This window comes from Arthrobacter sp. AD-310, from assembly GCF_054656615.1.
Map to the genome: position 1 here is coordinate 71,466 of NZ_BAAHNO010000008.1, position 25,429 is coordinate 96,894.

The window sequence follows — 25,429 nt, forward strand, 5'->3', positions numbered from 1 at the left end:
CCCAACTGGTTATGCGGCTCGGCTACTCAGCAAAGAACTCGCGGAAACTGGCCAAAGAGTTTCCCCCTGAGTAGCCAAGCGCCCTGGCCCCGGCAGAAACGGCGTCATCCGGTGAGAAGATACTGACGGCAAAGGAACCCGACTCAAGCCCTTGAGTTGTCGCCAGCATCGGCGGGAGCGCATTGCCGAGGGTATCCGTGAGGACGGCCTCGTCGTAACTCGTCCCAACCAGCTTCACGGTGATGAAGTTTCCCGACGTGTTCATGATGACGTCGACCTTTGCGGAATCAACTCCTGCAACGGACAGCGCCGCTTCCTCCATGTCGTTTTCTAGCCGGTCAGCAATGGAGGGGCCCTGCGGAAGGCAGGCTGAGAGGCCTAGCACGATCAATGCCAAGGCCAGCGTGTGGGCAACGGTACGGAGTGGGTGCATGCTACTGCTTTCGCGAAATGTTGGACTCGGTGGAGGTTACCTGGCTTGCATCCGTGGTCAGGAAGCGTTGGGTTGACGGCAGCTGACTGTAACTGGCAATCGGTCCTCCGGCCTCGTGCTGCCGGACTGAGTCAACGTACTTGTTGGCGTGGTGGTACTCCATGCCGGCGAATCCGGGGTCACCGCCGGGGTTCGGCAGCTCCACGACCGTTGCCCCGTTGTCCCGGGTGGCGGAAATGATCCCGCCCGGCCACGATGTGGCGTCGGCCAGGTCCACCTTCGGTACCGGATCCCCTGCGTGCTGCAGTGCCAGCACGTCGATGGAAGGCGGGATCGGCGTGGAGTCCACGGGCGAACCGAACGTGACAAGGTTCGTGACGTTGAAGCGGTCAGTAAAGCCGGCGTCGGATGCAAGGGCCGCGGCGATCATTCCGCCCTGCGAGTGCCCGGACAGCATCACCGGTGAACCTTCAGGAATCCCGGCCTGTTCCATGGCCAGGCGCACGGCCTCCGCAGCGGTGGACAGGTTGCCGCCGGCCAACTCAAGATTGCCGGTGAGGTCGGTCGGATTTGCGGCGCCGTCCGGCATCCAGCGGGTGGTGCCGGGAATGCTGACGAAATACGCCGGCGGCTCGCCCGGCTTCGAGACGGCCGTGATACGGACGCGGGTGTCCGGTGTTCCGGGCCCTTCCTGGTCTGTATAGGCTGCCTCTGTGGCGCCGAGGACCGCGCTGATGCTGGACGGGAGAGGCGTCGGCCTCCGTCCGGTGCTGGCAACGTCAATGGGGTCCCCAACTTCAACGGGGGTCGGCTCCCCGGCGACCGGCCGGCCGTCGTCCAGCAGGTTGAGGTTGATTAAGCCCAGGCTGTACGTAGTGGAGTTCAGGTTCACCATGGACGCGGCCAGCAGCGCGCCGTTGGAGATCACCTCGGTTATCGATGGCGGTTCACCGGCTGTCATCCAGCGCCAGCCCATGTCCAGCATGTTGCCCGCCCGGCTGTACACGTTCCCCTGCGCGTCCATCATGTTCCGGATGGGAAACGGCGCCCGGTCCTGGACCGAGTTCCATGTGTCGCCGGCTGCGTCCTGTACAAAACTGGTGAAGTTCCCGGCTGTGTCCCACAGGTCCCCGGCGGTGCCGGCAACGGCGTCAAAGAGCGAGTCGAAGGACGGGGGCGCCTGCGCTGCCGTGGCCCCGCCCGAACCCTTGCTGCTCGCCGCAACCTGTTCGTCCACGTTCCGTTTGACGGCAATGGAGGCGGCAGCGAGTGCATTGGCTGTGCCGATCAGCCGGGTCCTGTGGCCCACCCATTCGGCGCTGAATCTCTCCGCGTCGGCACCCTTCCAGGGCGAGCCCTGGATCACCGGGGTGAGGCTCCGGCCCAGGGCGGACAGCCGGTCGCTGGCGCGGGCAAGTTCCTCGCTGAGGCGGCGGCCGGCCTCAATGTCCATCCCGTAAAGCGCCATGGTCAGGCCTCCCGTTCCGCAACGCTGGCCAGGTATTCCCTGGCGCCGAGCAGGCGCCAGACGAATCCCTGGCTGATGGCGGCCGGCGAAACCGAAGTCAGCGCGGGACCGTCGCCGGCAGGGCCGCTACTGACTGAATACAGGCGGTCCGCCAGCACCCAGATGTCACGAGTGCAATAGGCAGGTGGCACCGGAGCGGGCACTGCCACGGGAGGCGGACCGCCGGGGCGTGATTCCTGCGGATGGGCCGACACTTGCAGGTGGATGGTGTACGCGGTGCCGGCGCCGGAGAAGCCAGTCGGATCCGCGGGAAGCTCCGAAGGCCCGTGGGCATCAGCAATGTCCGGCAGGTGCCGTCTAAGGGCCGCCCAGGCGTCTTCCTCGGCAAAGAAGGAAATTTCGACGGCGTTGCGCACCTCAATGACGTCGACGCCGGTTTCGGTATGCCTGATCCGCCGGGCATATGTGACTCCGACGCCCCGGCCGCCGGCCAGGGCTAGGTCCGTGTGGACAGACGTGTCCTCCGACTGGACCACCACGACGGCCCGCACCGGGGCGGATGCTGCGATCCGGGCGGCCAGCACCCACTGCGGGCTGACCGCGCCGTCCGCGCCAACTATTCCAGCCCGGCCCAGTTCGGCTTCCGCCAGCTCCACTTCTTCCGTATCGAGCGCCGGAAAGCCGCCCGCCAGGAGTGAGTGCCGGTACGCGGCAAAATCCGCCTCCGGCCCGTGACCGCTTGCCACGGCTGCTTTGTGGACCGCTAAAGCCCAGGCCACCCCGGTCATCTCGAAGATGTTCAGGGCACTGTCCACCCGTGATTCCCCCAAGGATTCCCCCATACCAAAAGTCCGCAGCGGGCGTTCAGTACCTGCCCCCGGATACCCTATCGGGCCACCGCGGATCAGGTGAATGGGGAGTTCTATCGGGCCCCTTGCCGCCGTTCCCGGGCACCCAAAAAGACTGCAGCTGCCCCTGCCAGCAGGCTCAGGACAAGGAGGGCCCACCCCGCGACCGTGAGGCCGGACGCCAAGGCAACCTGGCCGGCGTCGGGCCCGTCGGACGCCAGCATGACGTCGATGGCCACGTTGGCCCAGAGCCGGACCACGACAAACAGCAGCGGCAGCGCCCACAGCGCCCACCGCAGTGCTTTCCGCGCAACGTTGGTGCCGATCAGGAGCAGCCAGGTGAAGGCGAAGATCAGCGGAAAAAGGGTCCCCGCGGTTTTGTGGACGTAGTTGAGCTGGCCGCGCGCATCGTCATCCATTGCTGCCTGCAGCTGGCCGACATAGGCGGGATCGAACCCGCCGATCAAGGAGTCAGGCATGGCCAGGTCCGTGGACAGCTGGCGGAGCTGGTCCAGCGTCAGCAGGTGCAGGTACCAGAACAGGAACAGGCTGGCCACCACGCCGGCGATCACAATGAGGTTGCTGTTGTTGCGGGCCTTCTCCGGCGTCCTGGCCGTCGTGGGGTTGATGACCGGTGGCAGGTGGTGCTCCGGCACCGCCGCCTTGGCACCGTGCTTCTTGATCCGCTGGGCAGGGGTTTTGGCCATGGGTCCATTATCCCGCCCCATACACTGAAGCCATGACCATAGGCCGGCACACCGCAGTTGAACTCGACCCCTCGCTCAACGACCACCAGCTGGCAGCGGCGCTGGTGCGGGAGGCCGGGCAGCTGGCACTCCTGATGCGGATGGCCGGGCTCCAGTCGCAGCGGAAGACCTCCATCTCGGATGTGGTGACGGCCGCCGACCACGCCGCGGAGGCCTACGTCCTGGAACAGCTGCGGCGGTGCCGGCCCGACGACGGCATCCTGGGTGAGGAAGGCGCGTCCGTAGAAGGCACCAGCGGCCGGACCTGGGTGATCGACCCCGTGGACGGCACGTACAACTTCCTCCACGGCTCCACCTACTGGTGCTCCGCCATCGCCCTGAAGGACGGCTCCGACGTGTTGCTGGGCGCGATCTTCCAGCCTGAGGAGGACAAGTTGTGGATCGGTGGCCGGGGGCATCCGGCCGCCTTGAACGGGGAACCGCTCACCGCCTACCAGGACAACAGCGGGGAACGGAACGCTGTCCCTGTCGCGGAGCTGGGCGCGGCCACCTACATCCACCCCACCTGGCTCATGGACCCGCTCTGTGCCATGCCCTGGCACGCCGCAGCGACGTCAGCCGCGGCGCTGCGCATGCTCGGTTCCGGCTCCTGCGACCTGGGCAGGGTGGCGGACGGGCAGCTTGGCTGCTGGTTCCAGCACAGCTGCCCGGAATGGGACTGGCTGCCCGGAAAGGCCATAGTCCGGGCCGCGGGCGGCGCCGTCGACACCGTCCGGGTGAACGGGCTGGAGTGGTTCATGGCAGGAGGCACGACGGCGGTGCGCGAGTTGCGTGCCGCCCTCGAGTCCGGCTCGGTCGCCTGAGGGCCCGGTTCCCTCGGCCCCTTCCACCAGCGTCCGGGCACCAGCGTCCGGGCACCGGCGTCCGGCGCTTCCTGTGTGGCGTAATCCACAGGCCGGACGTGCGTGTCGGTCCCACCGCCTAGACTTGTAGGCACCATGGATATGTTGTTTGACCCGTACTCTGACGGACCGTTCAAGGCCGCTCCCGCAGCAACCGCCCGCACCCGGACGCGTCCCGACGTCGTGGCAACAGCGGCCGGTCCGGGCGGCGGGGTGGAGGAGCACGGGAAGCGCCACACACCGCGAGCCGGCGCCGCCCAGCTCCTGGAGGGGCTCAACCCGCAGCAGGAGGAAGCAGTCAAGCACGCGGGGTCCGCGCTGCTGATCGTGGCGGGTGCGGGATCCGGCAAGACCCGGGTCCTCAGTAACCGGATCGCCTACCTGATCGCCACCGGGCGGGCCCACCACGGCGAAATCCTTGCCATCACGTTCACCAATAAGGCCGCGGCGGAGATGCGGGAGCGCATCGAGGCGCTGGTGGGCGGCCGGGCCAAGATCATGTGGATCTCCACGTTCCATTCCTCCTGCGTCCGGATCCTCCGCCAGGAGGCCGCCAACGTCGGACTGAAATCGAACTTTTCGATCTACGACTCCGCGGACTCCCTGCGGCTGGTCACACAGGTGGCCAAGGCCCTGGACCTGGATCCGAAGAAGTTTGCCCCGAAGGCCATCCAGCACAAGATCTCCGCGCTGAAGAACGAGCTGATCGACGCCGACTCCTACGCGTCGTCGGCCAACTACAACGACCCCTTCGACCAAGCCGTGGCCGAGGTCTACAAGGGCTACACGCAACGCTTGCGGCAGGCGAACGCGATGGACTTTGACGACCTCATCGCCGAAACCGTCTTTATGTTCCGGGCCTTCCCGGCGCTCGCCGAGTCCTACCGGCGGCGGTTCCGGCACGTCCTCGTGGACGAATACCAGGACACCAACCACGCCCAGTACGCCCTGGTCCGCGAAATCGTGGGGGAGGGGCCCGGGGCGTCCGAACTCACCGTCGTGGGCGACTCGGACCAGTCCATCTACGCCTTCCGCGGCGCGGACATCCGCAACATCGTGGAGTTCGAGAAGGACTACCCCGAGGCCCGCACCATCAAGCTGGAACAGAACTACCGCTCCACGCAGAACATCCTCAGCGCGGCCAATTCGGTGATCTCCCGCAACCCCAACCGGCCCGAAAAGAGGCTGTGGACCGCCGAGGGCGAAGGGCACAAGATCATCGGCTACGTGGGTGAAAATGAGCACGACGAGGCCCAGTTCATCGCCAAGGAGATCGACCGGCTCCAGGACGAGGACAACCTCCGTCCCGGCGACGTCGCCATCTTCTACCGGACCAACGCCCAGTCCCGTTCCATCGAGGACGTGCTGGTCCGCGTGGGCCTGCCCTACAAGGTGGTGGGCGGCACCCGCTTCTACGAACGCAAGGAAATCAAGGACGCCCTCGCGTACCTGCGCGTCCTGGCCAACCCGGACGACGACGTCAACCTCCGCAGGGTCCTCAACGAACCCAAACGCGGGATTGGTGACCGGGCGGAAGGGGCGGTTGCCGCCCTGGCCCAGCGTGAGCGGACCTCGTTCATGGCAGCTGCCCGCCGCGCCGACCAGGCCCCGGGCATGGCCACCCGTTCGGTCAACGCTGTCCTCGGCTTCGTGAAACTCCTGGATGACCTCGCAGAGGTGGCAGCCGGTTCCGGTGCCGCCGCGGCCCTGGAAGCGGTCCTGGAACAGACCGGCTACCTCGCGGCACTGCGGTCCAGCACTGATCCCCAGGACGAAAGCCGGGTGGAGAACCTGGCGGAACTCGTCGCCGTCGTCCGTGAATACGAGCGCGACAACCCGGAAGGGACCCTGGAAGCGTTCCTCGAGCAGGTCTCGCTCGTGGCAGACGCGGACCAGATCCCGGACGCCCCGTCGGGGACCGACGACGAGCTTGCCGCCGCAGTGGCGGAGGCCAAGAGGCTGGGCGTGGTCACCCTCATGACCCTCCACACCGCCAAGGGGCTCGAGTTCCCGGTTGTCTTCCTGACCGGCATGGAGCACGGACTGTTCCCGCACCAGCGCTCCGCCACGGATCCCAAGGAACTGGCAGAGGAACGCCGCCTGGCCTATGTGGGGCTCACCCGTGCCCGCAAACGGCTTTACGTCACCCGCTCCGAGGTCAGGAGCATGTGGGGCCAAAGCCAGTACAACCCGGCCAGCCAGTTCCTGGAAGAGATTCCCGCCGAACTGCTGGAATGGAAGCGTGAAGGCACCAGCCGCCAGCAGGCGTGGAGCGGCGGCGGATCGATCAATTCGGGCCGCTACAGCGGGTCCTTCTGGGGAGCCGGGACCGCCCGAGGGGCTGCCGGCTTCGACGCTGATGTTCCCGCCGTCGTGGCGCGCAGCCGGGTGCAGCCGCAGAAGGAGATCATTGCCGTCAGTGTGGGGGACAAGGTCAACCACACGAGCTTCGGCAACGGAACCGTCCTGGCGCTGGAAGGCGCCGGGGACAAAACCGTGGCCAAGGTGAAGTTCGACGTCGGCGAGAAGCGCCTGCTGCTCCGGTACGCACCCCTGACCAGGATCGACGCCTAGCAGGCGGGTGCTTTGCGCCGGGCATACGGGTGCTTCGCGCCGGGCATAATGGAGCGCATGCGACGGACAAAGTTGGGGATGCTCGCCGCCCTTCTCCTGGTGGCCGTGACTGGATGCTCCATCACCACCGAAGACCCCGGATACGTGCCCCCGGCACCGCTGGCGCCCCTGGAACAGCTGGAACAGGCAGCGCTCGTGGATCCACAGGGCTTTTCCACCGGGACGGACGTCCTTTCCTTTATTACCGAGGACCGTGCTGTGGCATGCTCCCTGACGTCGGCCCGTGGGGAACACCTGAACCTGCCGTACGAAACGAACACGTTCAGCGATGCTGCCAACAACAAACTGGCCATTGTTCCCGTAGCCCACTGCGAACTCGCCAGGTACCCGAAACCCGTCCCCGGGGACGTGCGCGACGACTGCGCCGGAACGAACCTGGGATACCTGGGCGGGGTGGCCCTGGTCTCGCCCGACCGGGCCACCTACGGGGAGTGCCGGTCCGGCGTCACACAAATGGAGGCAACGTACGGGCCCAAAGGCAGCAGGACAGGGCCCATGGCGCAGCTGAAGGTGCTGGCGGACGGGCAGAACCTCGAACGCAACGGGCTGCGGTGCTCGGCGTACAACGGCGGCGTGGCATGCGGAAACGTCTCCGCCGGCGTCGGCTTCTTCGTTTCGCCCGAACGTTACGAGCTCATCCCGGAAGCCGGCCCGGCAACCTCTCCGGGACCGGCGGAGGCCGTAAAAACCCCGTAATTCCGCGGTTTTTCTACGCCTCATAGAATAGTGTCGTTACTCACATAAGAGGTAGTCTGGGACGGGCCGGTCCCCACAAAGGACTAGAGTTCCCAATGGAGCATGACGCCGCGTGGCTCGTTTCCGGACAGCCGCCGGTGCATGCAATCCGCAGCCCGGTCATCGTCCTTTTCGATGGTGTCCGACTGTACAGAAACTACTTCGACGTAGAAGGACACTAAACCGTGGACCTGTTTGAATACCAGGCGCGCGATATGTTCGAGGCGCACGGTGTACCCGTGCTTGCCGGCATCGTGGCGTACACCCCAGAAGAAGCAAAGGCAGCTGCCGAGAAGATCGGCGGCGTGACCGTCGTCAAGGCACAGGTCAAGATCGGCGGCCGTGGCAAGGCCGGCGGCGTGAAGGTGGCAAAGTCCGCCGATGAAGCACTGGAATACGCCAACAACATCCTGGGCATGGACATCAAGGGCCACACCGTCAAAAAGGTGATGATCGCCCAGGGTGCCGACATCGCCGAGGAGTTCTACTTCTCCGTCCTGCTGGACCGTGCAAACCGCAACTACCTGGCCATGTGCTCGGTTGAAGGTGGCATGGAAATCGAGCAGCTCGCCGTCGAACGCCCGGAGGCGCTGGCCAAGGTCGCCATCGACCCCGCCGTCGGCATCGACCAGGCCAAGGCCGACGAAATCGTCGCTGAAGCCGGTTTCGCTGAGGAACTGCGCGGCAAGGTGGCCGACGTTATCCTCAAGCTCTGGGACGTCTTCAAGAAGGAAGACGCCACCCTGGTCGAGGTCAACCCGCTGGTCCGTACCGGTGCCGGCGACATCATCGCCCTTGACGGCAAGGTGTCCCTGGACGAGAACGCAGAATTCCGCCACGCCAAGCACGCCCTCCTTGAAGACAAGGACGCAGCTGACCCGCTTGAGGCCAAGGCAAAGGCGCAGGACCTCAACTACGTCAAGCTGGACGGCGAAGTGGGCATCATCGGCAATGGCGCCGGCCTTGTGATGTCCACGCTCGACGTTGTTGCCTACGCCGGCGAGAACCACGGCAACGTGAAGCCCGCCAACTTCCTGGACATCGGCGGTGGAGCCTCCGCCGAGGTCATGGCCGCAGGCCTGGACGTCATCCTGGGTGACGAGCAGGTCAAGTCCGTGTTCGTGAACGTCTTCGGCGGCATCACCGCCTGCGACGCCGTCGCCAAGGGCATCGTGGGTGCACTGGCAGAGCTCGGCCACACCGCCAACAAGCCGCTGGTCGTCCGCCTCGACGGCAACAACGTCGAGGAAGGCCGCCGCATCCTGAACGAGGCCAACCACCCGCTGGTTACCCTGGCCGCCACCATGGACGAGGGCGCCGACAAGGCCGCCGAGCTCGCCAACGCAGCGAAGTAAAGGGACGCGCTATGTCTATCTACCTCAACAAGGACTCCAAGGTCATCGTCCAGGGCATCACCGGCGGCGAAGGCACCAAGCACACCGCCCTGATGCTGAAGGCCGGCACCAACATCGTTGGCGGCGTCAACGCCCGCAAGGCCGGCACCACCGTCCTGCACGGCGAGAATGAAATCAACGTCTACGGCACCGTCAAGGAAGCCATGGCGGAAACCGGCGCCGACGTCTCCATCGTCTTCGTTCCGCCGGCATTCACCAAGAACGCCGTCGTCGAAGCCATCGAGGCCGGCATCGGCCTGGTCGTCGTCATCACCGAAGGCGTGCCCGTCCAGGACTCCGCCGAATTCTGGGCACTGGCCCAGTCCAAGGTGGACGCCAACGGCGACCAGGTCACCCGCATCATCGGACCGAACTGCCCCGGCATCATCACCCCCGGCGAGGCGCTGGTGGGCATCACCCCGGCCAACATCACCGGCAAGGGCCCGATCGGACTGGTTTCCAAGTCCGGCACCCTGACCTACCAGATGATGTACGAACTGCGCGACCTTGGCTTCTCCACGGCCATCGGCATCGGCGGCGACCCCATCATCGGCACCACCCACATCGACGCCCTGGCTGCTTTCGAGGCTGACCCCGAAACCAAGGCAATCGTGATGATCGGTGAAATCGGCGGCGACGCCGAAGAGCGTGCCGCCGACTTCATCAAGGCCAACGTCACCAAGCCGGTTGTTGGCTACGTGGCCGGCTTCACTGCCCCGGAAGGCAAGACCATGGGCCACGCAGGCGCCATCGTCTCCGGTTCCGCCGGTACCGCCCAGGCCAAGAAGGAAGCCCTCGAGGCTGCCGGCGTGAAGGTCGGCAAGACGCCGTCCGAGACCGCCAAGCTGCTGCGCGAGGTCTACGCAGCCCTCTAAAAGCTCACAAGAGCAACGCGGGGTCACTCCCGGCCCAATATCCCGCATGGGATGGGCCGGGAGTGACCCCGCGTTTCGGCTTTAAACGTCCGACCGCGGGACGGTACCTTCCCGCGGAAGGTCACCGTCCGCCGTGCTTTCTTCTCTCAGACCTTGGCGCCGCTGAGCAGCTCGTCCAGCCGCTCGTAGCCTTCGCTCAAGCCGCCCTCCATCCCCGACTGGGCCATGCCGTCCCGCGCCTCCTGGGAGGGGTAGACCGAATGGCCCTTCAGCCGGGTGCGCCCGCCGCCCAGGTCCTCAAAAGTCATGAACTCCAGGCTGACCACGTCCGGGTACCCGCCAAACTCAAAGGTCTGGATGGCGAATTCATTCTCCCGGACCGTATGGAAAATGCCCTTGAACTCGTACGGCACCCCCTCGGGGCCGGTGTGCAGGTAGCTGTAGCTGCCGCCGGTGCGAAAATCGTAGTGGTCGATGTCCATCTTGTAGCCCCTCGGGCCGAGCCACTGGACAATGAGGTCCGGTTCTTTATGGGCACGGAACACGTCCGCTACCGGGAAATCGAACTCGCGTTCGTAATCGATGAAGGGGACACCCTCAGGAACGCTGAGTTTTAGGGAATTGCTCATGATCACTCCTTGATGGTTTCGCCGCCGCTGTTTGCGGCATGTGATGCGAGAACGGCGTCGAGGCTCCGGAACTGCGCCTCGCGGACCAGCCGGTATTGGTCGATCCATGCGGTCAGTTCCTCCAGCCGCGCCGGATTCAGGTGCACGGGCCGGCGTTGGGCATCCCTGGTCCTGGTCACCAGTTCGGCCTGCTCGAGTACCTGGATATGTTTCGAGACCGCCTGTTTGGTGATCTCGAACGGTTCCGCCAGTTCATTCACGGTGGCCGGACCCCGGCTGAGCCGGGCAATGATGCTACGCCGCACGGGGTCTGCCAAGGCCATGAAGGCCAAGTTCAGCGCCGCGTCGGCGGAGTGCGTCTCAGCCACATTATCCAACCATTTCTTTTATCAACCTTTCGGTTGTTTAAGGATACGCCCGACCCATACTGCCTTCAATACCCTTGTTTCGAACGCTGCTGCTTTGTTAGTATGTCAGTACAAACGTTTTGAAGGAGGCGACTTGCCACTTGTACGCATTGACGTGAACCTGGGCCGCACGGCCGAGGAATTGCAGCAGCTGAGCCGCGGCATCCACGACGCCATCCTGGAAGAGTATGGGATTCCAGAGCGTGACTACTTCCACATCCTCACCGAACACCCCGAAGGCCAGATTTTCGCCCAGGATGCAGGGCTTGGGTTTGAGCGGACCAGGGGAGTGGTGATGATCCAGATCTTCACCCAGGGCGGGCGTTCGCAGGAGGCCAAGCAGCGGCTCTTCGCGGCCGTGGCGGACAGGCTTGCGGCCGCTGGTATTGCCGGCGAGGACGTCTTCATCGGCTACGTGGAAAACACTGCCGGCGACTGGTCCTTCGGTTACGGCCGTGCGCAATATGTCACGGGAGAGCTTGCGGTGCCGAAAAAGTAGCCGCCCGGAGTGCGCAATTAGAGCGCGTCAACATCTGTTGTAAGCATGTCAGTACAAACCTTTGACAGGACATTCGATCTGGGGCAAAGTAGTGCCTGTGGCCGCCACCACGGCCAGCCAGACCGGAACTCCTGATCCTCAAGGGTCCAGCGTTCCACACCAGAAAGGTCCACGATTCCCGTGACCCATGAGCTTCTTACGATCGGGCGCATCAGCGTTGATATCTACCCGAACGACATCGGGGTTGGCCTGGAGGACGTCAGTTCCTTCGGGAAGTACCTGGGCGGTTCGCCGTCGAATGTTGCTGTTGCCGCTGCCCGGCACGGCCGCCGGACCGGCGTCATCACCCGCACCGGGGACGACCCGTTCGGCATCTACCTGCACCGTGAACTACAGAAGTTTGGTGTTGACGATTCTTTTGTTGCTCCGGTCGCCGGCCTGCAGACCGCAGTGACGTTCTGCGCGATCAAGCCGGTCACTGATGAGTTCCCGCTCTACTTCTACGGCCGGTTCCCTACTGCCCCAGATCTGCAGATCAACGCCGCCGAGCTGGACCTGGGCGCCGTCCGCGAGGCAGGGATCTTCTGGTCCACGGTGACGGGCCTGTGCCAGGAGCCGTCCCGCAGCGCCCATATCGCCGCCCACGAGGCCCGCCCTCGGACGTCTCTGAAGGAGGGGCAGTTCACCATCCTGGACCTGGATTATCGGCCGATGTTCTGGGCCTCCGAGGAGGAAGCCCGGGCCGAGGTCGCCAAGGTCCTCCCGCACGCCACGGTCGCGATCGGCAACGACAAGGAATGTGCCGTCGCCGTGGGGGAGGGGACGCCGGATGAGCAGGCGGACCGGCTGCTGGCGGCCGGCGTCGAGATCGCGGTCGTCAAGCTCGGGGCTGAGGGCGTCATGGCCAAGACCCGCACTGAACGTGTTGTGTCCGCACCTGTCCCGGTGGAAACCCTCAATGGCCTGGGTGCCGGGGATTCCTTCGGCGGGGCGTTCTGCCATGGCCTGCTCTCGGGTTGGCCGCTGGAGCAGGTCCTGGACTATGCCAATGCCGCCGGCGCCATTGTCGCCTCCCGCCTGTCCTGCGCTGATGCCATGCCGACGCCGGACGAGGTCGCCTCGCTGCTGGCCGAACGCGGACGCAATGTCCCGGGCACTTTTCCCGGTTCAGCGGCTGCCTCCGCCGTGCAGCTGGCCACCGAAGGAGCAGCACTGTGACCCTCACTCCTATCGCCTCCAACCACGCCGTGGATGACGACCCGCGGCGGTACGAGCATTTGAGCACCATCCGGCTCGAAGATCCGGAAGCTGTGGCGCGGGCGGCGAAGTCCCGCCGCCGCCACCCGGGACTCAAGTCCGGCCGGCAGAACTTCATCGTCGCGGCCGACCACCCGGCCCGGGGCGCCCTCGCCGTCGGCAACGACCCCGTAGCAATGGCGGACCGCCGCCAACTGCTAGACCGGCTGCAGATCGCCTTGGCCAACCCCGCCGTCGACGGCATCCTGGCCTCCCCGGACATCATGGACGACCTGCTCCTCCTCGGGGCCCTGGACGGCAAGCTTATGTTCGGCTCCATGAACCGCGGCGGCCTGTCCGGGCTGGTCAACGAGTTCGACGACCGGTTCACCGGCCACACCGCCGCCGCACTCGAAGCCCTGGGCGCGGACGGCGGGAAGATGCTGACCCGCATCTGCCTGGGCGACACGGACACCGTGGCCACCCTCGAGGCAACCGCCAAGGCGATTGACTCCCTGGCGGAGCGCAAACTGATCGCCATGGTGGAGCCGTTCCTGTCCGTCCGTGAAAACGGCCGGGTCCGCAACGACCTGTCCACCAACGCGGTCATCAAGTCCGTCGCCATCGCCGAGGGCCTGGGCTCCACCAGCGCCTACACCTGGATGAAGCTCCCGGTCGTGGCCGAAATGGAACGCGTGATGGCTGCGACCACCATGCCCACCGTCCTGCTGGGCGGGGACCCCGAAGGAACCCAGGACGAGGTCTTCGCCACCTGGGAAGCCGCGCTCTCCCTGCCGGGCGTGCAGGGCCTGACCGTGGGCCGCACCCTGCTCTACCCGCAGGACGGCGACGTCGCCAGCGCCGTCGCCGCGGCCGCCTCTCTGCTGCATCACACCACAGAACTTCCGGAGTAAGAAGCCATGGGCACAACTACGCGCAGGATGACGGTGGCACAGGCCGTCGTCGAATACCTTTCCCAGCAGTACACCGTCGACACCATCGACGGCGTCGAGTACCGGGAGCGGCTCATCCCGGGCACCTTCGGGATTTTCGGGCACGGCAACGTGGCCGGGGTTGGCCAGGCGTTGAAACAGTACCAGCAGCTGGACCCGGCTATCATGCCGTACTACCAGGGCCGGAACGAACAGGCGCAGGTCCACCAGGCCGTCGGGTACGCCCGGCACACCCGCCGCCGCCAGACCTACGCCATCAGCACCTCGATCGGCCCGGGGTCGTCGAACCTGCTGACCGGCGCCGCTTTGGCGACCACCAACCGGCTGCCGGTGCTGCTGCTTCCGTCGGACACGTTCGCCACCCGCGCCGCGGACCCCGTGCTGCAGCAGCTCGAGCAGCCCTATGCCTACGACATCACCGTCAATGACGCGTTCCGTCCGCTGTCGAAATTCTTCGACCGGGTGAACCGGCCGGAGCAGCTGTTCTCCGCGTTCCACCACGGCCTGCGCGTCCTCACCGACCCGGCGGAAACCGGCGCCGTGACCATTTCGCTGCCGCAGGACGTCCAGGCCGAAGCCTTCGACGTCCCCGAGGAATTCCTGGCCGAGCGGGAGTGGCGGATCCGCCGTCCCGACGCCGACGACGCCGACATCGCCCGCGCCGTCGAGGCGATCCGGGCAGCCAAGCGTCCGCTGATCATCGCCGGCGGCGGTGTCCTCTACGCCTACGCCAACGACGAGCTGGCGAAGTTTGTCGAGCTGACCGGCATCCCGGTCGGGAACACGCAGGCCGGCGTCGGCGTCCTGCCCTGGGACCACGCCCAGTCCCTCGGCGCCATCGGCTCCACGGGCACGACGGCGGCGAACGCCATCGCGGCCGAAGCGGACCTGATCATCGGCATCGGCACCCGGTACGAGGACTTCACCACCGCGTCACGGACCGCGTTCCAGAACCCGGAAGTGCGGTTCGTGAACATCAACGTCGCCCCGATCGACGCGTACAAGCACGGCACGCACCTGCCAATCGTCGCCGACGCCCGCAAGGCCCTGGCCAAGCTCAACACAGCCCTGGGCGGGTACCGGGTCGGCGCCGATTTGTCGCGACGCGTCACGGCGGAGAAGCAGCGCTGGGACGCCACCGTGGACGCGGCTTTTACTGAGTCGGATGCGCCCCTCGTTAGCCAGAATGCGATTATCGGCGCCACCAACCGGGCCATGGACGCCCGCGACGTGGTGATCTGCGCGGCCGGGTCGCTGCCCGGTGACCTGCACAAGATGTGGCGGGTCCAGGACCCGTTCGGCTACCACGTCGAGTACGCCTACTCCTGCATGGGCTACGAAATCCCCGGCGGCCTGGGCGTCAAGCGCGCAGCGATCGCCGAAGCGAAAAGTACGACGGCGGCCGGTGCGGACAGCGCCCCGGTGCGGGACGTCGTCGTGATGGTGGGGGACGGTTCCTACCTGATGATGAACACCGAACTGGTCACCGCCGTCGCCGAACGCATCAAACTGATCGTGGTCCTGATCCAGAACCACGGCTACGCCTCCATCGGCTCGCTCTCCGAATCCCTCGGTTCCCAGCGGTTCGGCACCCAGTACCGGGCCCTGAACGAGGAGGCGCACAGCTTCGACGAAGGCGAAACCCTGCCCGTGGACCTGGCCCTGAACGCCGAATCGCTCGGCGTGAAGGTCATCCGGATCGAGCCGGGGGAGAAGGTGATCGCCGAGCTCGAGCAGGCCATCCGTGACGCCAAGGTGGCCCCGGAAGGCAGCGGCCCGATCCTGATCCACGTTGAATCCGACCCCCTGCTGGATGCACCGTCCTCCGAATCCTGGTGGGACGTCCCCGTCTCCCAGGTCTCCGAGTTGGACTCCACCAAGCAGGCCTTCCAAACCTATGTCGACCACAAGTCACGCCAGCGCAAACTGCTCGGCTGACCACACTTTTTCACTACTCAAGGAAGAGTCCCATGACTGCCACCACCACTGAAACTGCCGTGATCAACCACTTCATCAACGGCGCCGAGACCGCCGGCGAAGGCGACCGGACCACCCCGGTCTACAACCCCGCCACCGGGGCCGTGACCGCCGAACTGCGCCTGGCGAACCGCGCGGACCTGGACGCGACCGTCGCCGCCGCCCGTGCCGCCGCCGATTCCTGGGGCGATATCTCCCTGGCCAAGCGCACGGCCGTTTTGTTCAAGTTCCGTGAACTGGTCGCCGCGCACGTGGACGAACTCGCCCAGCTCGTCACCGCCGAGCACGGCAAGGTCCTCTCCGACGCCAAGGGCGAGATCGGCCGCGGCCTGGAAGTCATCGAGTACGCCTGCGGGATCCCCACCCTGCTCAAGGGGGACTATTCGGACCAGGTCTCCACCGGCATCGATGTCTTCTCCTTCCGCGAGCCCCTCGGCGTCGTTGCTGGCATCACCCCGTTCAACTTCCCGGTGATGGTGCCCCTGTGGATGGCGCCGATGGCTATCGCCACGGGCAACGCGTTCATCCTCAAGCCCTCCGAGCGCGACCCCTCCGCGTCCCTGCTGCTCGCCAAGCTCTGGAAGGAGGCCGGCCTGCCGGACGGCGTGTTCCAGGTCCTGCACGGCGACAAGGAAACCGTCGACGGACTCCTGACCCACCCGGACGTGGACGGCATCTCCTTCGTCGGGTCCACCCCGATCGCGCAGTACGTCCACGAGACCGCGATCAGGCACGGCAAGCGCGTCCAGGCCCTGGGCGGGGCGAAGAACCACGCCATCATCCTGCCCGACGCTGACCTGGATAACGCCGCCGACCACCTCGCCGCCGCCGCCTTCGGTTCAGCCGGCGAACGCTGCATGGCCATCTCCGTCGCCGTCGCCGTCGGCGACGCCGCCGACGCCCTGGTCGCCAAAGTCCAGGAACGCGCCGAAGCCGTGAAGGTCAACAACGGCACCGCCCCGGACGCTGAAATGGGCCCGGTCATCACTCCGGCATCGAAGGACCGCATCGTCCGGATCGTCACCGAAGCCGAAGCTGCCGGCGCCGCGATGGTCGTGGACGGCCGCGACCTCGTGGTCCCCGGCCACGAGGACGGTTTCTGGGTCGGCCCCACGGTGGTCGACCACGTCAACACCGAAATGACCGCCTACCAGGAGGAAATCTTCGGGCCGGTCCTCGTCGTCGTCCGCGTCGACACCCTCGAAGACGGCATCAAACTTATCAACGCCAACCCCTACGGCAACGGCACCGCCATCTTCACCTCCTCCGGCGCCGCCGCCCGCAAGTTCCAGCGCTCAGTGACCGTCGGCATGATCGGCATCAACGTGCCCCTGCCGGTCCCGGTGGCCTACCACTCCTTCGGCGGCTGGAAAGCATCCCTCTTCGGCGACAAGCACATCTACGGCCCCGAAGGCGTAAGCTTCTACACCCGCGGCAAGGTCATCACCTCCCGCTGGCCCGAAACCCACCACGCCTCCGGCGCCTCCTACAACTTCCCCTCCAACTAATCCCCGCCGCCCGAGAAGAGAGACAACGCTGTCATGACTGAGAACAAGCTGATCATCGGCACGGCACCGGACTCCTGGGGCGTCTGGTTTCCGGACGATCCCAAGCAGACCCCGTGGGAACGCTTCCTCGACGAGGTAGCCGAATCCGGCTACAAGTGGATCGAACTCGGCCCTTACGGCTACCTGCCCACAGACCCCACGCGCCTGGCGGAGGCACTCAAGGCCCGCGACCTGCAGATCTCGGCCGGCACCGTGTTCACCGCTTTCCACCGCGGCCTGGACCAGTGGGAAACCGCCTGGGAGCCCGCCCGTATGGTCGCGGAACTGATTGCGGCGATGGGCGGCGAACACATGGTGGTCATCCCCGCCATGTGGCGCGACGATGTCACGGGTGAGGCGGTAGAAAGCGGCACGCTGACCCCCCAGGCCTGGGACGACCTGTTCGCCGGCCATAACCGCCTCGGCAAGACGCTGCTGGAGGATTTCGGCCTGAAGCAGCAGTTCCACTCCCACGCAGACTCCCATGTCGGCGCGCAGGAGGACATTGAAACCCTGCTGGCCTCAACCGATCCGCAGTACCTGAACCTTTGCCTCGATACCGGCCACGCCGAATACTGTGGCGCCTCAAGCCTGGAACTGATCAAGAATTACCCGGACCGGATCGGTTACCTGCACCTGAAGCAGATCAACCCTGAGATCCTCAAGAAGGTCAACGAGGAAAACATGACGTGGGCCGCGGCCAACCTGGCGGGGGTCATGACCGAACCCCCGAACGGCCTGCCGGACCTGCGCGCGGTCATTGAAGCGGTGGAAGCCCTGAACCGGCCCATTTTCGGCATCGTGGAGCAGGACATGTATCCGGTGGCTTTCGACGTGCCCATGCCCATCGCCAAGCGCACGCGCAACTACCTGCTCTCCTGCGGCTCCCGCACCGCCGTCAGCTAACCTCCCCACCACCTGAAGGACAAGACAATGACTGAAACCCTCCGCGTAGCCGTCATCGGTGCCGGACGCATGGGCGCCGACCACATCCAGCGCCTCCACCACCGCATCCATGGCGCCGAAGTTGCCGCCGTCGTCGACGTTGACCTCGGCCGCGCCCAGGCCGCCATTGAAGGTATCCCTGGCGCCGTAGCCTGGCTGACGCCGAAGAGGCCCTGAACAACGGTGACGTCAATGCCGTCCTGATCGCCACCCCCGGTTTCCTGCACGAGGACATCCTGTTCAAGGCCCTGGCCAAGGACATCCCGATCTTGTGCGAGAAGCCGCTGACACCGGATGCAGAGTCCTCGTGGAAGATTGTCCAGGCCGAGGTGGCACTGGGCCGCAAGCGCATCCAGGTGGGCTTCATGCGCCGCTTCGACGCGGAGTACGCAACCCTCGGATCGATCATCCGCAACCACGAACTGGGCGAGCTGCTGATGCTGCACCACCAGCACCGCAACCCCAGCACGCCAGAGGGCTTCACCAACGAAATGCTCATTAACGACTCCGTGGTGCACGAGTTCGACGCCATCCGCTTCTTCACCGGTGAGGAAATAACCAGCGTCCAGGTCCGCCTGGGCAAGGCCACCAAGAACGCCCCGTCCGGCCAGCACGACCCGCAGCACGTCCTGCTTGAAACCGAGTCCGGCGTCCTGGCCGACGTCGAAATCTACGTCAATGCCAAGTTCGGCTACGAAGTTGCCACGCAGGCATCCTTCGAAGAGGGCATCGTCAACATCGGCGGCGACAAGGGCCCCTACACCCGCAGCGCCGGACGCTGGGGCGGCACCGTCACCCCCGGCTTCGAGGAGCGCTTTGGTGCGGCCTACGATGTCGAAATCCAGTCCTGGGTGGACGCTGCCCTGAAGGGTGAAATCGGCGGACCCTCCGCCTGGGACGGCTACGCCACCGCGGCCTGCTGCGAAGCCGGCGTCGAGGCACAGAAGAACGGCGAAAAGGTGGCCGTGAAGCTGGCCCCGAAGCCGGCCCTCTATAACTAGCCCCCACCCGAGCCGTTCCAGATCCACAATGGAGTGTTTACGTGAAAATCGCACTTGACCCAACCCCTTTCCACCACTCGCACAGCCTGCTTGAGTTCCCCCGGGTGGTGGCGGACCTTGGCTACAAGTACATGCAGATGACGCCGCACGCGGACTTCATCCCCTTCTACAACCACCCCAAAGCGGACGATGAACTGGTGGACCAGCTTGGCAAGGCCTGCAAGGACGCCGGGATCGAGATCGCATCCATCCTGCCCGTGCTCCGCTGGTCCGGCCCGGACGAGGACGCCCGCGAAGCAGCCGTCCGTTACTGGAAACGTGCCATCCAGATCGCCGTGGACCTGGGCGTCAGTACGATGAACACTGAATTCTCCGGCCGGCCGGAGAAGGCCGAGGAATCCGAGCGGGCGTTCTACCGTTCCATGGAGGAACTGCTGCCGATCATTGAGCGTGAAGGCATCGACCTGCTGATCGACCCCCACCCGGACGACTTCGTGGAGGAAGGCCTCGCCGCCGTCCGCGTGATCCGCGGCGTGAACTCCAAGAACGTGGGCATGGTCTACGTGGCCTCGCACAGTTTCCACATGAAGAACGCCCCGCTGGACATCATGCGCGCCGCGGGGGACAAGCTGCGCCTGGTGCACCTGGCGGATACCATGGACCACCACGCCTCGCACGGCCTGCGCTACATCACCAACCCGCCCGGCAACCCGGTCCGCGTCCACCAGCACCTGAAGATCGGCGACGGCGACGTGAACTGGGACGAGTTCTTCAGCGGCCTGAAAGAGATCGGCTTCCTGGACCGCGAGGACACCGTGATGGTCTCCAGCGTCTTCGCCGAGGACGAGAACGCCGACGAGGTGTCCCGCTACCAGCTGGACACCATGAAGCAGTACGTGCAAAAGGTGAGTGCATGAGTTCCCCCGCGCATACCCCGGCGGCCAAGGAAGCCAAGCCCGGCAACCACCACAAGGCGTTGCGGACCGTCACCATCATCTCCACGTTTGGGGGCCTGCTCTTCGGCTACGATACCGGCGTCATCAACGGTGCCCTCCCGTACATGCAGGAGGACCTGGGGCTCACGCCGCTCACTGAAGGGTTGGTCACGTCGTCGCTATTGTTCGGCGCGGCCTTCGGCGCCCTGTTCGGCGGCCGCCTGGCCGACCGCAACGGCCGCCGCCGTATGATCATGGTCCTGGCAGTCATCTTCCTCATCGGCACGCTCGCGTGCACGTTCTCGCCGAACACCGAGGTGATGATCGCCGCCCGGTTCGTGCTGGGCCTCGCGGTCGGCGGCGCTTCCGTGACAGTTCCGGTATACCTTGCGGAAGTTTCCCCAAGTGCCCGCCGCGGCCGGATTGTCACGCAGAACGAGCTGATGATCGTCACCGGGCAGCTGCTGGCCTTCATCTTCAACGCCTACCTGGGCAACACGTTCGGAGAGTCCGGCGGCATCTGGCGCTGGATGCTGGTTATCGCCACCCTTCCTGCGATCGCGCTGTGGATTGGCATGAACTTCATGCCGGAAAGCCCCCGCTGGCTCGCATCCATGGGCAGCTTCGGCGAGACGCTCAGCGTCCTCCAACGCATCCGGTCGCAGGCAGAGGCCCGGGCCGAATTCGAAGAGGTCAAGGCCATGGCCGTGGAGGACTATAAGTCCAAGATGGGCTCCTGGAAGGACCTGGGGATTCCGTGGCTCCGCCGCATCTTCTTCGTGGGCCTGGGCCTGGCGGTGATTCAGCAGATCACCGGGGTGAACTCCATCATGTATTACGGCACCCAGATCCTGTCCGAGTCCGGCTTCGGCCGTGAAGCGGCCTTGACGGCCAACATCGCCAATGGCGTGATCTCCGTACTCGCCACCTTCGTGGGTATCTGGCTGCTCGGCAAGGTTGGCCGCCGCCGGATGCTCATCACGGGACAGGCAGGTACGACGACGGCGCTCCTCCTGATCGGCGTCTTCTCCCTGATCCTGCCTGAAGGCTCAGTCCGCGGTTTCGTCATCCTGTCGCTGACAGTGACGTTCCTGGCTTTCCAGCAGGGAGCGATCTCACCGGTTACCTGGCTGATGCTCTCCGAGATCTTCCCGCTGAAGATGCGGGGCCTCGGCATGGGCGCGTCCGCTTTCGTGCTGTGGATCGTGAACTTCCTGGTGGGCTTCGGCTTCCCGCAGCTGATGGCCGCGATCGGGCTCTCCAATACCTTCTTTGTGTTCGCCGTACTCGGCGTTGGCGCCATCGCCTTCGCCGCAAAGTACGTTCCGGAGACCAAGGACAAGAGCCTCGAGGACCTGGAACACCACTTCAAAACCATCGCCGGCGCCAAGACCGGGGCACCCGCAACGGCGGGCTAGGCACACGGCTGCTGCCGCCGTCGAAGGCTCCCTTGAAGCTCCTTCAAGGGAGCCTTCGACGTCCTTAGGCCCGGGCGTGCAGCTTGGGCAGGGCGTCCACCAGGGACGCCAGTTCGGGGATGTCCTGGGCCTGGCCGAGGGCGCGTTCCAGTGTGGCATCGTGTACCGGCCGGGCTTCGGCGAGCAGGCTGTTGCCGCTCGGGGTGAGTTCCGTGTAGATGCCCCGCCGGTCGTCGTCGCACAGGATCCTGGTCAGCAGGCCCCGGTCTTCAAGCCGGTTCACCAAACGGGTGGTGGCGCTGGGGCTGAGTGCCGTTGCCCGGGCCAGCTGCTGCATGCGCATGTGCCAGCCGTCCTGCCGGCTGAGTGCATCCAAAACGGTGTACTCCACCACGGACAGTTTCGACTCCGCCTGCAGTGCCCGTTCCAGTTCGCCTTCGATCAGGCCGTGCAAGGCCGCCAGGGTGCGCCAACCTTGCGCGCGGACTTCAACGGCGTCGTCCTTGATGCCCATCGTTGCTCCTCTCGAGGTGCGGCCAGCCGGGGAGCTGCCGCAACAAGCGTGCACACAAATATAGTTGCTTGCGCGTGATAATTGCGTGTGCAACAATAAATCCCGCGCCTGCAACTATTTTAGGCGCGCTCTCCACGGCGTACAACCGCCACAGCGGGTACGCCACGACCCACACAGCTCAAAGGAGCATTGCCATGCCTGTTGGCCTGATAGCACTCGCCCTGGGAGGGTTCGGCATAGGACTGACCGAGTTCGTCATCGCCGGGCTCCTGCCGGACGTCGCGGCGGACTTCGGAGTAAGCGAAGCCTCCGCCGGATGGTTCATTTCCGGTTACGCGCTCGCCGTTGTGGTTGGCGCCCTGGGGCTCACTGCCGCTGTGACGCGCCTTGAACGCAAGCCGGTGCTCGCCGGACTCCTGGTCCTCTTCATTGTGGGCAACCTGCTGTCCGCAACGGCCGCCGACTACTGGCCCATGATGCTGGGCCGCGTCATCGCGGCCCTCTCGCATGGCGCCTTCTTCGGCATCGGGGCAGTGGTGGCGGCAGGGATGGTGCCACCCAGCAGGAAAGCCGGCGCTATTGCTCTGATGTTCACCGGACTGACCGCCGCGAACGTCTTGGGCGTCCCCTTCGGCACCCTGCTGGGCCAGGCGGCGGGGTGGCGGTCCACGTTCTGGGCCATCACCGCCATTGGCGTGGCCGCACTGGCCGGGATCCTGGCGCTGGTACCCCGCTCGGCGGGCGCAGCGGAACAGGCCGGAAGCCTCCGATCGGAGCTGCGCGCTTTCCGCTCCGGGCAGGTGTGGCTGTCCATCCTGGTGACCATCCTGGGCTTCGGCGGCATGTTCGGTGCATTCACCTACATCGCCTACACCCTCACGGACGTCTCAGGTTTTGCCGCCTCAGCCGTTCCGTGGCTCCTCATCCTGTTTGGCGTGGGACTTTTCGCCGGGAACACGCTGGGTGGCAAGGCTGCGGACCGGAACGTGGACCGGACCCTCCTGGTGGTCCTCGCCATCCTGGCTGTGGTCCTGGTGGCGTTCGCCGTCTCGGCCGCGAATCCCGTGCTGACGGTCATCTCGCTGGTCCTGATGGGTGGCTTCGGCTTCGCCACCGTGCCGGGGCTGCAGATGCGCGTAATGAAGTACGCCCCCGGCGCGCCCACGCTCGCATCTGGTGCCAACATCGGTGCCTTCAACGTGGGAAACGCGTTGGGTGCCTGGCTGGGCGGCGTCACCATCACGGCCGGGCTCGGCTACACCTCGCCCATCTGGGCCGGTGCGGCGATCACGCTCGCGGGTCTTGCGGTGATGGCCTTCGCCGCGGCGGGCGCCAGGCGGAACGAAGGCACCAAGAAGCCGGAGCCCGTGAAGGAACTGGCCGACCGCTAGGTGGCGGCGGGGTCGGAGGAGCGCCGGACCATCAGGACCGGCTCCAGTTTGCGGGTAACCTCCGGCCCGGCGGTGCCCGCGATCCGGTCCAGCATCGCCTGCGCGGCCACCCGGCCAAGCTTGCGGGCGTGCTGGTCGATCGAGGTCAGTCCGATCAGCGGCGAAGCTCCCAGCTCGATGTTGTCGCAGCCCACCACCGCGACGTCACCGGGAACGGAGAGCCCGTGGGCTGCCAGGGCCTCCATGATGCCGATGGCGGTGAGGTCGTTGTGCGCGAAGATGGCGGTGGGTGGCTCAATCCCGGAAGCCAGGAAGTTCTCCATGACCGACCGCCCGCCCCGCTCGGTCATATCACTGTGCACCAGCATGGGTTCCAGGCCGAACTGCCGCATGGCGTGCAGGTAGCCTTCCCTGCGCTCGGTGTACGGCAGCCAGTCGGAGATGTCCACGTGCGCGATCCGCCGGTGTCCCAGTCCATGCAGGTGCTCCACGGCGAGTGCCCCGGAGCGGAAGTCGTCGGTCAAAACGGAATCGACGCCGTCGGCCGCCAGTTCCCGGGTGATCACGACGGCAGGCGTGCCGCGCAGGGCAGCCGCCAGCTCCGCCGTCGAGCCCGTGTAGCCGGCCAACAGGATTCCGTCCACGCGCAGGTCCACGAAGTTCCGCACCGCCTCCAGTTCCGTGCGCGGATCGGCGGAGCCGACGGCGACCATGACCTGGTTGCCGCTGCCTTCGAGTCCTTCGATCAGGCCGTCATAGATATCGGCAAAGACGGAGTTATGCAGGTCCAGGAACAGGACGCCCAGTGTCCGGGTGCGGTGGCTGGCCAGGCGGCTGGCCAGCCGGTTCGGAGAGTAACCCAGGGCGGCGGCGCTTTCCAGCACCGCCGTGCGCTTTGCCGGGGACACCTTGGGGGAGTTCCGCATGACCAGGGAGACCAGCGCGCGGCTCACCCCGGCGTCGCGTGCCACGTCCTCCATGGTCACGGACCGGGATGCGGGGGAAGTCTGCTTCACAAGACCCCACTATGCCAGTTGCCCACAGCGTTCACGGGCCGGCGTCCCGGCCATGCCCGGACGGGCTCAGCTGCCGAAGGGCAGCCGCGGGTCGATGTCCTGGGCCTCCCAGGTCTGGCGGACCCAGCCGTGGTGGGGGTCGTCGCTGATCAGCCATTCGCGGACCGGGCCGGGACCTGCCATGACGTTGAGGTAGTAGAGGTCGTAGCCGGGGGCGGCCATGGCGGGGCCGTGCCAGCCGTAGGGGACCAGGACGACGTCGCCGGTGCGGACTTCGGCGGAGACGTCGATGGGGCGTTCGTCGGACGCGTAGACGCGCTGGTAGCCGATTGCGTCGGCGTCGCCGGGTGCTGCGGACCCGGCAGCGACCTGCGTTTCGAAGTAGTAGATCTCCTCGAGGTGCGTCTCGCCGTCTTTTTCCTCGTCGTGCTTGTGCGGGGGATAGGAGGACCAGTTCCCGGCCGGGGTCAGGACCTCGCAGACGATGAAGCGGTCTGCTTCCAGCGCCGCGGGCGTGCCGAAGTTGTGGACCTGGCGGGAGCAGTTGCCGGCCCCGCGCAGTTCCACCGGAGTCTGCGCCGCGGGGATCAGCCGTGTGGGGTAGGACGCCTTGGCGGGTGCGGTGGCCACGGCCACGCGGCCGCCGCCCGCGGAGCTGACGATCACGGTCCGGCCGGTGCCTGAGTAGAGGACGTCGCTGGGGCCGGCAAACACGGACGCGCGGCCGCCCAGTTGGTACGCCGTGCCGTCCACCGTCACGGTGAAGGATCCGTTGAGCGGCACGACGATGCGTTCCTCGTCCGCGGCGGGAAGAACGACGTCGGCGCCCGCGGCGAGGGTGGCCACCTTCAGTCCGGTGTGGGCCCACCCGTCGACGGTGAGGGAGGAATCGGACGTTCCGATCGAGACGTCCCATTTGCCGTCGGCGGCGGTGCCAAGGGGGTAGACCCAGTTGGTCATAAAGA

At 65.9% G+C, this 25,429-nt stretch carries 23 protein-coding genes and 1 pseudogene; 15 read left to right on the forward strand and 9 right to left on the reverse strand.

Features of this window, described 5'->3' with window-relative positions; genetic code table 11:
• Positions 1 to 22 precede the first annotated feature (22 nt).
• The 4 genes from ACYQ1Z_RS05195 to ACYQ1Z_RS05210 form a co-directional block, all read right to left on the reverse strand.
• Complete coding sequence (locus ACYQ1Z_RS05195) at positions 23 to 433, reverse strand: hypothetical protein (RefSeq protein ID WP_459791435.1); 411 nt, start codon at positions 431 to 433, stop codon at positions 23 to 25.
• Position 434: 1 nt separating this feature from the next.
• Positions 435 to 1,901, reverse strand: a complete 1,467-nt coding sequence (locus ACYQ1Z_RS05200; protein ID WP_459791436.1) for a PGAP1-like alpha/beta domain-containing protein — start codon at positions 1,899 to 1,901, stop codon at positions 435 to 437.
• Between the two features lie 2 nt (positions 1,902 to 1,903).
• Positions 1,904 to 2,743, reverse strand: a complete 840-nt coding sequence (locus tag ACYQ1Z_RS05205; protein ID WP_459791437.1) for a hypothetical protein — start codon at positions 2,741 to 2,743, stop codon at positions 1,904 to 1,906.
• 80 nt (positions 2,744 to 2,823) lie between these two features.
• On the reverse strand, positions 2,824 to 3,456 hold the full coding sequence (locus ACYQ1Z_RS05210; RefSeq protein WP_459791438.1) for a hypothetical protein: 633 nt from the start codon (positions 3,454 to 3,456) through the stop codon (positions 2,824 to 2,826).
• A gap of 32 nt (positions 3,457 to 3,488) precedes the next feature.
• Here ACYQ1Z_RS05210 and ACYQ1Z_RS05215 point away from each other — a divergent pair, with 32 nt between their 5' ends.
• From ACYQ1Z_RS05215 to sucD, 5 genes are all read left to right on the forward strand, one after another.
• Positions 3,489 to 4,319 (forward strand): inositol monophosphatase family protein, encoded by an 831-nt coding sequence (locus tag ACYQ1Z_RS05215; protein WP_459791439.1) that lies wholly within the window; start codon positions 3,489 to 3,491, stop codon positions 4,317 to 4,319.
• A gap of 135 nt (positions 4,320 to 4,454) precedes the next feature.
• On the forward strand, positions 4,455 to 6,932 hold the full coding sequence (gene pcrA / locus ACYQ1Z_RS05220) for a DNA helicase PcrA (RefSeq protein WP_459791440.1): 2,478 nt from the start codon (positions 4,455 to 4,457) through the stop codon (positions 6,930 to 6,932).
• A gap of 48 nt (positions 6,933 to 6,980) precedes the next feature.
• Positions 6,981 to 7,688, forward strand: coding sequence for a hypothetical protein (locus ACYQ1Z_RS05225; RefSeq protein ID WP_459791441.1), 708 nt, complete (start codon positions 6,981 to 6,983; stop codon positions 7,686 to 7,688).
• Between the two features lie 224 nt (positions 7,689 to 7,912).
• Entirely contained in the window at positions 7,913 to 9,082 is a 1,170-nt protein-coding gene (gene sucC / locus ACYQ1Z_RS05230; protein ID WP_459791442.1) for an ADP-forming succinate--CoA ligase subunit beta, read from the forward strand.
• Between the two features lie 11 nt (positions 9,083 to 9,093).
• Positions 9,094 to 9,996 (forward strand): succinate--CoA ligase subunit alpha, encoded by a 903-nt coding sequence (gene sucD, locus ACYQ1Z_RS05235; protein WP_459791443.1) that lies wholly within the window; start codon positions 9,094 to 9,096, stop codon positions 9,994 to 9,996.
• Positions 9,997 to 10,142: 146 nt separating this feature from the next.
• Here the strand turns inward: sucD and ACYQ1Z_RS05240 are convergent, their stop codons facing one another.
• Complete coding sequence (locus ACYQ1Z_RS05240) at positions 10,143 to 10,625, reverse strand: SRPBCC family protein (protein WP_459791444.1); 483 nt, start codon at positions 10,623 to 10,625, stop codon at positions 10,143 to 10,145.
• A gap of 2 nt (positions 10,626 to 10,627) precedes the next feature.
• A complete protein-coding gene (locus ACYQ1Z_RS05245; protein ID WP_459791540.1) occupies positions 10,628 to 10,948 on the reverse strand; it encodes an ArsR/SmtB family transcription factor in 321 nt (106 codons plus the stop codon).
• Positions 10,949 to 11,126: 178 nt separating this feature from the next.
• Between ACYQ1Z_RS05245 and ACYQ1Z_RS05250 the strand changes: the two genes are divergently transcribed.
• From ACYQ1Z_RS05250 to ACYQ1Z_RS05290, 9 genes and pseudogenes are all read left to right on the forward strand, one after another.
• Entirely contained in the window at positions 11,127 to 11,531 is a 405-nt protein-coding gene (locus ACYQ1Z_RS05250; RefSeq protein ID WP_459791445.1) for a tautomerase family protein, read from the forward strand.
• 180 nt (positions 11,532 to 11,711) lie between these two features.
• On the forward strand, positions 11,712 to 12,749 hold the full coding sequence (iolC, locus tag ACYQ1Z_RS05255; protein WP_459791446.1) for a 5-dehydro-2-deoxygluconokinase: 1,038 nt from the start codon (positions 11,712 to 11,714) through the stop codon (positions 12,747 to 12,749).
• On the forward strand, positions 12,746 to 13,681 hold the full coding sequence (locus tag ACYQ1Z_RS05260) for a Cgl0159 family (beta/alpha)8-fold protein (RefSeq protein WP_459791447.1): 936 nt from the start codon (positions 12,746 to 12,748) through the stop codon (positions 13,679 to 13,681). Before iolC ends, ACYQ1Z_RS05260 begins: the two co-directional genes overlap by 4 nt.
• 6 nt (positions 13,682 to 13,687) lie before the next feature.
• Entirely contained in the window at positions 13,688 to 15,658 is a 1,971-nt protein-coding gene (gene iolD / locus ACYQ1Z_RS05265) for a 3D-(3,5/4)-trihydroxycyclohexane-1,2-dione acylhydrolase (decyclizing) (RefSeq protein ID WP_459791448.1), read from the forward strand.
• A 32-nt stretch (positions 15,659 to 15,690) separates the two neighbouring features.
• Positions 15,691 to 17,205, forward strand: coding sequence for a CoA-acylating methylmalonate-semialdehyde dehydrogenase (locus ACYQ1Z_RS05270; protein WP_459791449.1), 1,515 nt, complete (start codon positions 15,691 to 15,693; stop codon positions 17,203 to 17,205).
• 33 nt (positions 17,206 to 17,238) lie between these two features.
• Positions 17,239 to 18,150, forward strand: coding sequence for a sugar phosphate isomerase/epimerase family protein (locus tag ACYQ1Z_RS05275; RefSeq protein ID WP_459791450.1), 912 nt, complete (start codon positions 17,239 to 17,241; stop codon positions 18,148 to 18,150).
• A gap of 27 nt (positions 18,151 to 18,177) precedes the next feature.
• Positions 18,178 to 19,190: pseudogene (locus tag ACYQ1Z_RS05280) on the forward strand (Gfo/Idh/MocA family protein).
• Positions 19,191 to 19,231: 41 nt separating this feature from the next.
• Complete coding sequence (locus ACYQ1Z_RS05285) at positions 19,232 to 20,107, forward strand: sugar phosphate isomerase/epimerase family protein (protein WP_459791451.1); 876 nt, start codon at positions 19,232 to 19,234, stop codon at positions 20,105 to 20,107.
• A complete protein-coding gene (locus tag ACYQ1Z_RS05290; protein WP_459791452.1) occupies positions 20,104 to 21,543 on the forward strand; it encodes a sugar porter family MFS transporter in 1,440 nt (479 codons plus the stop codon). Before ACYQ1Z_RS05285 ends, ACYQ1Z_RS05290 begins: the two co-directional genes overlap by 4 nt.
• 64 nt (positions 21,544 to 21,607) lie before the next feature.
• On the opposite strand, the gene ACYQ1Z_RS05295 is transcribed toward ACYQ1Z_RS05290, so the two are convergent.
• The gene (locus ACYQ1Z_RS05295; RefSeq protein ID WP_459791453.1) at positions 21,608 to 22,057 is read right to left on the reverse strand and encodes a MarR family winged helix-turn-helix transcriptional regulator; all 450 of its coding nucleotides are present in this window, start codon (positions 22,055 to 22,057) and stop codon (positions 21,608 to 21,610) included.
• A 194-nt stretch (positions 22,058 to 22,251) separates the two neighbouring features.
• Here ACYQ1Z_RS05295 and ACYQ1Z_RS05300 point away from each other — a divergent pair, with 194 nt between their 5' ends.
• Positions 22,252 to 23,448: an MFS transporter gene (locus tag ACYQ1Z_RS05300; RefSeq protein ID WP_459791454.1), complete on the forward strand. Its 1,197-nt coding sequence runs from the start codon at positions 22,252 to 22,254 to the stop codon at positions 23,446 to 23,448.
• Here the strand turns inward: ACYQ1Z_RS05300 and ACYQ1Z_RS05305 are convergent.
• Both ACYQ1Z_RS05305 and iolB read right to left on the reverse strand, forming a co-directional pair.
• The gene (locus tag ACYQ1Z_RS05305) at positions 23,445 to 24,464 is read right to left on the reverse strand and encodes a LacI family DNA-binding transcriptional regulator (RefSeq protein WP_459791455.1); all 1,020 of its coding nucleotides are present in this window, start codon (positions 24,462 to 24,464) and stop codon (positions 23,445 to 23,447) included. The genes ACYQ1Z_RS05300 and ACYQ1Z_RS05305 overlap by 4 nt on opposite strands.
• A 66-nt stretch (positions 24,465 to 24,530) precedes the next feature.
• On the reverse strand, positions 24,531 to 25,424 hold the full coding sequence (iolB, locus tag ACYQ1Z_RS05310; RefSeq protein ID WP_459791456.1) for a 5-deoxy-glucuronate isomerase: 894 nt from the start codon (positions 25,422 to 25,424) through the stop codon (positions 24,531 to 24,533).
• Positions 25,425 to 25,429 lie beyond the last annotated feature (5 nt).